The 11,191-nt window shown below is 61.8% G+C and carries 8 protein-coding genes and 1 pseudogene; 3 read left to right on the top strand and 6 right to left on the bottom strand.

Annotated elements, in window-relative coordinates:
• The 3 genes and pseudogenes from HNQ71_RS22760 to HNQ71_RS22770 form a co-directional block, all read left to right on the top strand.
• Positions 1–1,521, top strand: a pseudogene (locus HNQ71_RS22760) (DUF5801 repeats-in-toxin domain-containing protein); the annotation flags it as partial.
• 106 nt (positions 1,522–1,627) lie between these two features.
• Complete coding sequence (locus HNQ71_RS22765) at positions 1,628–3,388, top strand: type I secretion system permease/ATPase (protein ID WP_184874842.1); 1,761 nt, start codon at positions 1,628–1,630, stop codon at positions 3,386–3,388.
• The gene (locus HNQ71_RS22770) at positions 3,385–4,734 is read left to right on the top strand and encodes an HlyD family type I secretion periplasmic adaptor subunit (RefSeq protein ID WP_184874843.1); all 1,350 of its coding nucleotides are present in this window, start codon (positions 3,385–3,387) and stop codon (positions 4,732–4,734) included. Before HNQ71_RS22765 ends, HNQ71_RS22770 begins: the two co-directional genes overlap by 4 nt.
• A 21-nt stretch (positions 4,735–4,755) precedes the next feature.
• On the opposite strand, the gene HNQ71_RS22775 is transcribed toward HNQ71_RS22770, so the two are convergent.
• From HNQ71_RS22775 to HNQ71_RS22800, 6 genes are all read right to left on the bottom strand, one after another.
• Entirely contained in the window at positions 4,756–5,508 is a 753-nt protein-coding gene (locus HNQ71_RS22775) for a GGDEF domain-containing protein (protein WP_184874844.1), read from the bottom strand.
• Between the two features lie 224 nt (positions 5,509–5,732).
• On the bottom strand, positions 5,733–6,431 hold the full coding sequence (locus HNQ71_RS22780; protein WP_184874845.1) for a thermonuclease family protein: 699 nt from the start codon (positions 6,429–6,431) through the stop codon (positions 5,733–5,735).
• A 58-nt stretch (positions 6,432–6,489) separates the two neighbouring features.
• Positions 6,490–7,689 (bottom strand): type 1 periplasmic-binding domain-containing protein, encoded by a 1,200-nt coding sequence (locus HNQ71_RS22785; protein WP_184874846.1) that lies wholly within the window; start codon positions 7,687–7,689, stop codon positions 6,490–6,492.
• Between the two features lie 91 nt (positions 7,690–7,780).
• Entirely contained in the window at positions 7,781–8,539 is a 759-nt protein-coding gene (locus HNQ71_RS22790; RefSeq protein ID WP_184874884.1) for a lytic transglycosylase domain-containing protein, read from the bottom strand.
• Between the two features lie 32 nt (positions 8,540–8,571).
• Positions 8,572–8,943, bottom strand: a complete 372-nt coding sequence (locus HNQ71_RS22795) for a hypothetical protein (protein WP_184874847.1) — start codon at positions 8,941–8,943, stop codon at positions 8,572–8,574.
• 61 nt (positions 8,944–9,004) lie between these two features.
• A partial coding sequence (locus HNQ71_RS22800) for a DUF5801 repeats-in-toxin domain-containing protein (protein ID WP_184874848.1) occupies positions 9,005–11,191 on the bottom strand: 2,187 nt, incomplete at its 5' end.

Below are 11,191 nucleotides of genomic sequence, written 5' to 3' on the forward strand. Positions count from 1 at the left end.
CACGACGAAACGGTGAACATCACCGACAGCGCCTTGCTGGCGGTGGTGACGGTCACCGACGGTGACGGCGACACGGCGACCAGTTCGACCGGTATCGGCGATGCCGTGCAGTTCCAGGACGACGGCCCGACGATCACGGTGCCGTTCGACGGTGACCCCGGTACCCCAGCTATCGAGCACGAAACTCTGCACAACGTGCTGAACGCAACGGCTACCGGAGCCTTCGGGTACGACATCGGCAAAGACATTCACAACGCCACATTCTACACTGGCGGTGGTTCCGACTTTGTCGACACCAACGCAGCCCTTGCCGGTGTCCAGATCAGCTTGACCGGCACGGTCGATAACCCCGGCACCCCCGGCATTACCCAAGCGGTGGCGACACTGACGTCGGAGGACGCCGCCAGTGCAACATTCACCTTCTCGTTCCTCTATGACAAGGACCCGATCACGGCTGGCATACAGGATGCTACGGCGGGCGGCACCCTGACCTTCAACAAGGCCGCCGATACCTACAGCATCACCCTGACGGACCCGATCGACGGGTTCAGCTTCAATGTGCTGCACACCTCCGAACTGTTGCGGAAGGCGCCTCCCGGCAACACCGGACACCCGGAACTCGTGGTGACGGAACTTGACCTCAACAACGGCACGACCGACACCAACGGGTTCTATGTGCAGTTCACAGCGAACACCAACCCTGCCGGCTCTCCTTTCGGCTTCAACGGCACAGGTGACGGCGCACCGGACGGATCGCCTCTCGACACTGCCTATAACAACGGCCAGTTCGTCACCAGCAGCTTCGAGGACTGGGTGTCGGCAACCCAATCCACGAACGGTGTCGCAGGTGACACGATCCAGAAGAACGAACTCCTGACGCTGCGGTTCTTCAACGAGAACATTCTCGGGGACGTGAACCCCGGTGCCCCCGGTGGTGGTACAGAGAAAACCACCCCGACAGACTCTGTGTCCGGCGTCGCCCTCAAGTTCGACGGTATCGGGAACTCCGAGGACCTTATCGTGGTCCTCGACCTGATCGATGACAAAGGCACAGCATCCACCGCCGACGACGTCAAGACCACGAAGTCGATCTTCGTCGAGAACCAAGACTTCTTCAAGCTTTCGACCGGCGGGGTGCCGTCCCCGTACAACAGCGAGTTCACGCTCGGCAACAACGACGCCCTCCTCATTATCGAAAGCAACGACTACAACCTCGCCGCCGGTGAGAACTTCAAAATTCAGGGGATGCAGATCATGCAATCCGGCAACGGGCTGACAGGTTCTGCGATTAACCTGAACGGGATCACCGACAACCCCAACACCATCCCGATCGAAGGCGCAAGCAGTGGTACGCAAGCTTGGGAGGCGCAGGATAACGATGTCCTCAAGATCGTGGACATCGGCTTCGTGCAGACGACGTCCGGGACATTGAATGCCAACCTCGACTTCGCGTTCCAGATCGCGGACGCGGACGCCGATACGACGGGGACGCAGCACATACCCGTTGACGTCGTCGCCTGATCACTGCGCTACGGGAGGCAGCCAAAGTTGCCTCCCGCCATCTGGGCACGAAGCGGGAGCCTGCACGAAGGGTTGAATCTGCCGCACCACGCCAGAGATATGATCGATGAAAACCAACCAACAGCCCCCTGCCCTGCGAGTGGTGATGAAAGAGGCCAGACGTGCCATCCGGCCGCTTATCTGGTTCAGCGCCGGCATCAACGTGCTGATGCTGACCGGGGCACTGTACATGCTACAGGTCTACCACCGGGTGTTGTCCAGCCACAGCCTGGAGACGCTGGTGATGCTATCGCTGATGGCGGCAGCGGCACTCGCCGCGATGGCGGGGCTGGAAGTGGTGCGCGGGCGCCTTCTGGCTAAAGTCGGATCGTGGATGAACGCGCGGTTGGCACCAGTTCTGCTGACCGCATCGGTCGAATATGCCGCCTCGGCGCCCGGACATGCCAACGCCCGTCCGCTGCGCGACCTGGATCAAGTGCGGAATTTCTTCACGAGCCCAAGCATCTTCCCCATCCTCGACGCGCCTTGGGCACCTCTGTTTTTCGCCGCCATATTCCTCATGCACCCTTGGCTGGGTTGGTTGGCGCTGGTCGGCGGGGTCGTACTCTTCGCCTTGGCGGTGCTCAACGAATACCTCACGCGCAAGCCATTGACCGAGGCCGCAAGCGCACAGTCGCGGGCATACACGCAGGCTGAGGCTGCGATCCGAAACGCCGAGGTGGTGCAGGCGATGGGCATGCTAAAGCCACTGCTGGAGGGCTGGAAGGCGCAGCAGGACGAGGCGAACAAGGGGCAAGTCCTTGCCGCCAACCGTGGCGGCGTCATCGCTGCCATCGCGCGTTGTCACCGGCTGGCCCTGCAAATGGCCATACTGGGCCTTGGTGCCTATCTGGTGGTTCGCAACGAGGCCTCGGCCGGCATCATGATCTCCGCCTCGATCCTCATGGGTCGCGCCTTGTCCCCGGTCGAACAAGCGATCGCCACGTGGAAGGCCACGGTCGGAGCGCGTGCCGCTTACCGGCGTCTCACCGCGGTCGCCGGACAGCACCCGGAGGCCACACCGGTTCTGCCACTGCCACGTCCGAAGGGGCGGTTTGAGGCCGACGACCTCGTGCTTGCCCGACAGGGTGGCGAGCCGATTCTGAAAGGGATCAGCTTCCGGCTCAATCCGGGTGAAGCAATGGCGTTGATCGGCCCGAGCGCGGCCGGCAAGACGAGCCTGGCGCGAATACTGGCCGGTGCCTGGCGTCCATCCGGGGGGCGTGCGTTGCTGGACGGCATGGACGTTGCCCAATGGGCGGCGGAGGACCGTGGTCATCATGTCGGTTACCTGCCGCAGGACATCGAGCTCTTCGCCGGTACCGTCGCCGAAAACATCTGCCGCTTCGCGCAGCTCACCCCGCCGATCTTCAACAACGTGGTCAAGGCCGCGCTGTTGTCGGGAGTTCACGAACTGATCAAGGGGCTGCCTAAGGGTTACGCCACCGAGATCGGCGAATCCGGCGCGGTGCTGTCAGGCGGGCAGCGCCAACGCATCGGCTTGGCGCGGGCACTCTACGGCGACCCGCCACTCCTTATTCTGGACGAGCCCAATTCCAACCTCGACCGCGATGGCGAGGACGCATTGATCGCAGCCCTCAGCGCGGTCAAGGCGGCGGGCACGACCATCGTCCTGATCGCGCACCGACCGAACATCCTGGCGAAGGTCGACAAGGTGCTGGTCCTCAACCGGGGCCAGCAAGACCTTTTCGGCCCGCGCGACTATGTCTTCAACGAACTTGCCAACCGCGCCCGCAAGGTGACCCAGATGCCAATCGGAGCCTCGCTGCCAACCCTCGAAGTGGTCAAGGAAGTCAAAGAAGCATGAGCCGTTCCCCAGAATTGAACGTCGTGCCGTTGCCCGTGACGCCACCGGCCCTGCTGGAACCGTTACCCCTGCGTCTTACGGGCGTGACGTGCACCGGGTTCGCTATCATGTTCCTGTTCTTCGGCGTGGCCGGCGGCTGGGCGGCGCTTGCGCCGTTGGACAGCGCCGCAGTGGCACCGGGCGTTATCAAGGTCGCCGGCGACCGCAAGCTCATCCAGCACCTCGAGGGCGGCATCATCGCGGAGCTGAACGCCGCCAACGGTGATATCGTCAAGGCGGGCAAGGTCCTCATCCGGCTCGACGACACACAGGCAAAGACGCAGCTTGACCTGATCCAGAACCGGATAGCAACGCGCGACGCACTGGCCGCGCGTCTTAGGGCTGAGCGGGACGGCAAGGCCGAGATCGAGTTCGATCCGGCGTTGCTCGCAAACCCCGCCACCGCCGCAAGGGACGCGGTGGCCGCACAGCGTGACGTCTTCTCGGCGAAGCACCACAACTTGACGGACGAGCGGGAAATTCTGAGCCAGCGCCACAACCAGATACAGGAAGAGATAAATGGACTGAAGGAGCTCATCGTCACCGAGGACAAGCAGATCGAGGCGATCGGAGGTGAAAGCAAAGACCTCGAGGGGCTGCTCAAGAAGGGGCTGACCACGCGCGAGCGGAACCTGTTGCTCAAACGACAACAGCGGGAGATCGAGGGGCAGCGCGCGACCAACACCGCTGCAATCGCTCGTGCCAGAAGCGCCATGGCCGAGATCGACATGCAAATCTTGAACCTCGCCACAGTGCGGCTGAACGAGGCCGTCGAGGAGTTGAGCAAGGTCGAGGCGGAGTTGTTTGACCTCAGGCAGGAGGAGCGTTCCGCAAAGGACGTGCTGACCCGTACCAATGTCGTCGCACCGGTTGACGGCATCGTCATGGACCTGAAGGTCCACACGACGGGCGGTGTCGTGAAACCCGGCGAGACATTGATGACAGTCGTGCCGCTCGGACAACAACTCGTGGTCGAGGCTATGGTCAAACCTGAAGATATCGAGACGATCGCCCCCGGACAGCCCGCGCGCGTCAGCTTCCCGGCCTTCGCTCGCTACAACCTGCCGCCGCTCGACGGGGTCGTGGAGATCGTGTCGGCTGACCGCATGGTGGAGGAGCGCAGCGGGGCACCGTATTTCGCCGCAACCGTCTTGATCGATAAGAGTGAACTCGCCAAGCTGGAGGGCCGCAAGCTGCTGCCCGGCATGTCGAGCGAGGCGATGATCCGGACCGGTGATCGCACCGTGCTCTCTTACCTCGCCGAGCCGATCACGCAGAACTTCCGCCGCGCGATGCGGGAAAAATAGCCATAGGCTGCTCGAAAGCCGTCAGCTGTTGAGATGCTTCAATTCAAACCTGGCGTCATCCTGGGTGTCTGACACGCCCTGTTCGGCGAACTGGAACATGTCCGCGAACTCCATCTCTTTCTCAAACATCACACCGCCGACTTTGATGGTCAGCGCATCCTCGGTTCCCTTTGGTGCGAAATAGACTTGCGCGACACGCGTGCGGATACGCTCGCCGATTTCCTTGGCTTCTGCTTCGGTTGCGCCTGAGAGGAAGACCCCGAACATCGAAGTCCCTATGCGTCCAACCAGATCATCGGCGCGTACTGATGATTGTATGGTTGAGGCTATGAGCCGCAAAGCCTCGTCGCCCCATTCAAGGCCAAAGCGCAGGTTGATGGACCGTAGATGTTCCGAATGAATGACCAGGAAGGCGCCCGAGCGTGGTCCCGGCGCCGATGGCCTTGTTGCTCTTCTTTCGACCATCGATGTGAAGACAGGCCCGTTCAGACAGCCTGTCAACCTGTCATAGGTTCCGGACCTGTTGAGTTCCTGCCGGCAGGCGCGGATTTGGATCTGCTGCCAGCCGATCAGTACGAAAAGCGGCAGACCAATGACCACCGGCAGCAGCACGGCGGTCATCATGCTGCGCCCGAACGGCGTGAACGCGTCGCTGAACAGAAGCAGGTAGTTGAATCCCAGGGAAAGGCCGAGGCTCCCGGCTGTTCCTAGGAAGGTCAGCCATGCGGCGCTTCTCCATGCCTGCGCGGAGGCGGTCGCTGTGGTTTGTGCCATTGGCTAATCTCCTGTCAGATCAGCCAGCATAGGGCCGGCGTACAGCATTTTCAGTTTCCGAGAACCATACAATTTGATCTATGAGACCCAATACTGTTCAAGCAACCGCCCTGCCCACGAAATTTGCGCGCTAAAGGTTAATCAATGGAATGCCGGCGACCGCTGAACAATCAACGGCGGCTTCGGTGACCGCGCTGCTCCGGTTCTTTGAGTCTCGCAGCCTATTACGGCGGACCGAAAATGCCCATCCCCGCGCCCTGGGCGGTCACTTGCGCCTTGCCATAGATGCCACTCGGCAGCGCCGTGGCCCAGCCGTTGGACACAAGCCAGGCGCCGACGTCCTGCTTGCCCAGCCTGCACGGGGCGGCGATGGCAAAACGCTCGACGTCCGGCGGCACGAAGCATTTCAGCCCGCGTCCCCTGACCCAGGAATTGAAGGCGGCACGTGCACGCTCGCCGCACGGCCAGGTGACATCGTGAAACGAACAGGTTCTGTCGAGGTCGATGCCCTGCACCCCGCTGATGATCACCGTCCGGCCCATGGACACGAAGATCGCGGACGTTGCGGCAGCCGGGCGAAAGAGCAGCACCTCACGCCAATCGTCCGGCATCGGTGTCTTCGGGGGCACAGCCAAACCAAGGTCGGTCAGCGGCGGACGGGGCTCGACCCGTTCGAGTTGCACAGGATCAAGCTGCGGTGGAGCGATGAGGTCTTGAGCAATCTTGCGCGCGGGTTCTCGTCGATATGCTTCGACGATGGACGCAGCCACTCGGGTTGGCTGCGACCCGCTATTTTGCGAAGGGGCAAGGACCGGCCGATCGACCGAAAGCAAAGTCCCGGCCTGAATGATCAGCAGTACCCCGGCCAGAAGCAGGAGGCTTCCCAGCGCAATCGCCAGGCGGCTACGGCCCAACCTAACCATCAGCCAGTCTACCCATCGGCCAGTCTGCCCCTCAGATTGACCAGGTTCCCAAGGCCGATCAGAAACCCGACGTTGATTTCGCAACCAGTTTGAGCGCGCCCTTTTGAATCTGGTAAAACGGCATCGATCGTTCACTGGATCCGTCAGCCCGAAACCGAAACAGACCTGTCGACCCACGAAACCCGTTTGGATTTTCGAGAACCTGCTTGCTGAAGCCATCAGGCCCGACCGCACTGGCAACCCCCGCTGTCAAGGCAACCATATCATAAGCATAGGCCACATTGACGTCGGCCGGGTAGTTGTATGTCGCCCTGAAGCGGTCGGCGATCGGTCCGGTTTCGCGCTGATCGAGCGTGGCGATATATGCCCCCTCAAACAGCGGATCCATGGGGTGCTCCAGCCACCGGTTGGTTCCGACGACGGAAATTGCCTTTCCCGGAATGCCCTTTGATCTGAGGGCGGCAAGGATAGGCGATGGGCTGCCATCGCCATTGGCGACGATCACGGCGTCGGGAGTGTCCACGAGCGAGCCCATTTCGTCGACAGCCTTCGCGCCACCGTCGCTGGCCGAATACGGGACAGTGACCGCAAGCGTCGCACCATAGATGCTGAGGCCGTTGGCGACCCGTTTCTCCACGGCACTGGCGTTAGAGCCTTCCGCGACAAGCAACACGAACTTCTTGCCGCCTTTGGCAGCGAGCCCCGCAGCGCCCGCCGCGGCACTGTCGGCTTCGCTGAGGCGCACGGCATAAACCCCGGCGCCGCCTGCGAAATTGTCGGCAAGCGCCAGCACCGGTGGACGCTTCGACCCCGACAGCGTGGCAATATGCTGGGCTGCCGGCAGTTCGGTCGGGCCGATCACCACTTTCGACCCCGTCGTTATCGCACTTATCGCCAATTTGCCGGCCTGTGCGCTGTCGCCTTTCGTGTCCTCTACCGTCAGCGTAAGCAATCCATTGCCAACATCCGTCATCGCCAGCTTGGCGGCATCGAGCATCTTCCTGCCGTTTTCCCCCTCCGTTCCGGGAGCCGACAATGGCAACAGCATCGTGATTTTTGTCGAACCGGTGCCCAGCGACTGGGCCGCCTGGGCAGGACCGGCACCCGCGTCGCCAGTTTGCCCGCCAGGCGCGGCAATCGCCGCCGGATCAAGCACCTCGGAAACACCGCCTTTCGACTGGCAGCCTGACAATGTCGTGGCGAGCGCAAACGCGATTGCCCATGTCCGCAGACAGCGGCCTTGTCGGCCTGATTCCATGATTGCTCCACCCAATGTGCCGCCGGGTATTCTTCCCGGCCTGGTCTTCAACGCATGTTACGGCGGACTTGCCGTGCCGTCTGTAGTTTCTTTAGCCTTCGAAAAGCCTGGCTCTAAGCGCCCTGATCTGCCTTGCTTGTCCGGCAGTCCGATAGTCGGCGCATTTCATGTATCGTGGCCCGGGCACGAACACGCGGCGCACGCGAACGCCCTTTCCCTGGGCTGGAGCCCCACCCTCTCCTCCCGACGGAAATGCGGAGAAGCCGAATGTCGCCACCGGCAACGGCCCGGTCACTTCAATCCCTTGCCTTGCCAGGATCGCTCGCGCGCGCTGGCAGTAGCGGACCGAAAGTGCCGAGAACCGGCTTTCATTGTGCCCGGCGCGATATTTCATGACGGTGGTGCACAGGTCGCCCGCGGCCAGCTTGTTGGCCTGGGCAAGATATTTGACCCCAAGCGCGATGTTGGTCGCCGGCGCGCTGAGGTCGTCGAGGGAGCCTCGAAAGCCGAGCATTCGCGCGGTCGCCGGCATCACCTGCATCAGGCCGACTTCGCCGTCGGCGCCTTGCACGTCAGGATCGAACCCGCTTTCGATCTCCATCACGGCATGCGCCAGCACCGGCTCAAGGCCATAGATCGATGCCTGACAGCTCGCAAACGCCTTGAAGGTCTGCCGAGTCCATTTCGTAGCCGCGTCGCAGTGCGTCGGCCGCGTCAACTCGGACGGCTGCCGTTGTTCCACGAAAGGTCGTTCCAGCCAGTTGGCGCGGGCCGGCGTGACAGCCTGGCCAAAGCCGGCCAACGCGATCGCTGCGGCGATCGCCCCCAAAAAGGATCCGCCGGCTATCATGATGGCCAACAGGCGTCGGTTCGCTTATCCGGTCAGTGCATGTACTCGACCATGCGATCGTGAAAGCACTCGCATTTGTTGAGGGTATCTTCGTCGCGATAGTTGGTTTTCAGGTAGCCGTAGGCCATGCCGCAAGCGACCTTGGCCTCCGACGCCCAGACGAAGACGGGCCGGGACGAGTTGATCCATTCCGAGCTGTTGGCGACCGCGACCGACTCGTCCATCAGCTTGACCACCTGGTCCTTGAGGTCGACGATGTTGTCGGTAAGGACCAGGTTGGACGTCCCGGCGACGCGACAATAGTCGACCGCGGGACCCTCGATGATGTCGGCGGCATAACCCGTCGACCCGACTGCCAGCAACAGCGTCGCAGCGGAAACCAGCAGTCTTGCAGAACGATTCATGGATGAGCTCCCCTCGATATTAGCAATGTATAACATAGTCGCGTGACCGAGCGCCATGCCGTTAAACCTGGTTTGCCGTCGTCGTGTGCTGGGTTACGCCGTCGTCGTAGAGCAGCGTGATCGTGCTGGCGACGGGGTGGTTTGTGAGCTGCGCCACTTCGACAAAATTGGCCGGATTTCCCGAGCCACTGGTGTCGACACTGAGCGTGCCCGTCCCCGCGTCGTAGTTCACGAAGTTGCCGACATTCGCAGGAGTCGAGTCGAACAGGGCCGTAAGGTCGATCTTGTCGCCCTGACCGCCATTGTAGTCGGTGATGAGGTCCTTGATGTCCAGACCGTCGAGCTTGAACGTGTCGGCTCCGGTGCCGCCGGTCATTGTATCCTGGCCTGCACCGCCGATCAGGACGTCGTTGCCCGCGCCGCCGATCAGTGTGTCATTGCCTGCGCCACCATTGAGGGTGTCGTTGCCACCGCCGCCCGCAAGATAATTGGCTGACAAGTTTCCGAACAGGTAGTCATCGCCGGAACCACCGATCAGGCCCTCGATGCCGGTAAGGGTATCGCCGGTGGCATCGCCGCCGCCGATGGTGCCAAGTCCCGGGTTGGTGAATGTCACAGGTGCCCCGGCTGCATGTCCGTCATCAGCCAGATGGATCGAAATCGCGGCCAGGCTCCCGGTGTAGTCGACAATGTCGGTTCCTGCGCCGCCTGAGATCGTGTCGGTGTGCGAGCTTCCAGCGATCACGTCGTTACCAGCTGTTCCAGTAAGAGCGAAGTTGTTGGATCCATCTCCCGCGACCACGTGAATGGTGAGTGGCTGCGTGCCAGTGGTATCGCCATCCTTGTCGGTCGCGGAGACTGTAAAGGCCAAGTTCTGATCCTGTGGCAAAACGTTATGCGTGAGGGAGATGTTCGAGAACTGAGCGCCTTGCCCTGAAACGTTGACCGCGCTGACCTGCAATTGGTTGAAGCTGATAGACGGATCAATCACGAATGTTCCGGTGGCCGTGATGGATATGTCACCGGACGTGGTTACATTGGTGAGAGTATTGGTCGCAACCCAGTGGTAGGTTCCCCCAGCACCGTTCAGCGAATTGACCACCAAACTCACGGAGTCGTTCAACTCGGCATTGGTGCTGGCCGGATTGTCCGTGCCGACTCCAGTTCCGGCAGTGTGGAACTCCATGGTGAAGCTCTCATTCCCACCTACGAACGTGTTTGCGACGCCAAATCCGTTATTGTTGGAGTTGATCCCGCCTGGGCTTGAAAACTCGATATGGCCATCGGTGGTTTCGCGCCAGTTTGGTCCGCCAGCGGGAAGGTTCTGTAGCGAATAGGTTATTGTCGTGCCGGCATCGGGCTTGAGGAGGTCGAACTGGTACGTTCCATCCGGCCTTACGGTGAGATCAAACACCTCGGTTGCACCGGCATTCGCATGGAGCGTAGTGGCGCCATCCGCGGCGGTCGTTGTGCTGTAGACGATGCCCGCGATCGCCGGTCCCGTGATGCTGAAATGGTCGATCCCGTCGGCACCCGGCACCAGCGAGAACAAGCCGGCGACAGATCCCACCTCGTTCGGGATCGTCCCCGAGGTAAAGGAACCTAGCGAGGGTCCGTCGTCATGGAAGGAGGCCTTGGAACCGAGGTCGATCGACTGCGAGGCCGTGTCACCGTCGCTGTCCGTCACCGTTGCCGTCAGCGTTACCAGGCCCGAGGTCAGGTTGATGCCTTCGGAACTGTCGGTCGGGTTGTCGACAGTGTTCTGGTGCACCGCACGGTCCTGTGTCAGCGTTACCGCGCCGGTCGCCGTGTTGGTGCTCAGCGTGAACACCAGGAAGGCCACATCCCCGCTGTGCCCGGATACATAGCCGGACACGGTGTTGCCACTCTGCGTCAGCACTACCGCCGTGTTGGTGGCGCTGTCGATCAGGTTGGTGGTCACGCCCGGAGCCGAGATGCTCAGACCATAGCTGGTAGTGGCACCGTCGGCGCCTTGCACGGCCGTGAACACACCGGCAAAATTCTGCGTGTCCGTGGCCGATCCTGCCGGGCCGACGCCCGAACCGGCAATGCCGTTGGTCGCCGCGGTCAGATAGCTCTCGTCGACATTTAGCGCAGGCGCTACGCCGGTGATCGTGATCGACGGGCCATCATCCAGGAAGGTCACCGCGCCGCCGACGTTGATCACGCCGGTGCTTGCCGTATCGCCATCCGCATCCGTCACCGTCGCCGTCACGCCGATCTTGCC

The organism is Mesorhizobium sangaii, assembly GCF_014207355.1.
Taxonomy (GTDB): Bacteria; Pseudomonadota; Alphaproteobacteria; order Rhizobiales; family Rhizobiaceae; genus Mesorhizobium; species Mesorhizobium sangaii.

Excerpts from the sequence above, each read along its gene's own strand:
- HNQ71_RS22765 (WP_184874842.1), top strand. The coding sequence starts at position 1,628 with ATGAAAACCAACCAACAGCCCCCTGCCCTGCGAGTGGTGATGAAAGAG.
- HNQ71_RS22770 (WP_184874843.1), top strand. The coding sequence starts at position 3,385 with ATGAGCCGTTCCCCAGAATTGAACGTCGTGCCGTTGCCCGTGACGCCA.
- HNQ71_RS22775 (WP_184874844.1), bottom strand. The coding sequence starts at position 5,508 with ATGGCACAAACCACAGCGACCGCCTCCGCGCAGGCATGGAGAAGCGCC.
- HNQ71_RS22780 (WP_184874845.1), bottom strand. The coding sequence starts at position 6,431 with ATGGTTAGGTTGGGCCGTAGCCGCCTGGCGATTGCGCTGGGAAGCCTC.
- HNQ71_RS22785 (WP_184874846.1), bottom strand. The coding sequence starts at position 7,689 with ATGGAATCAGGCCGACAAGGCCGCTGTCTGCGGACATGGGCAATCGCG.
- HNQ71_RS22790 (WP_184874884.1), bottom strand. The coding sequence starts at position 8,539 with ATGATAGCCGGCGGATCCTTTTTGGGGGCGATCGCCGCAGCGATCGCG.
- HNQ71_RS22795 (WP_184874847.1), bottom strand. The coding sequence starts at position 8,943 with ATGAATCGTTCTGCAAGACTGCTGGTTTCCGCTGCGACGCTGTTGCTG.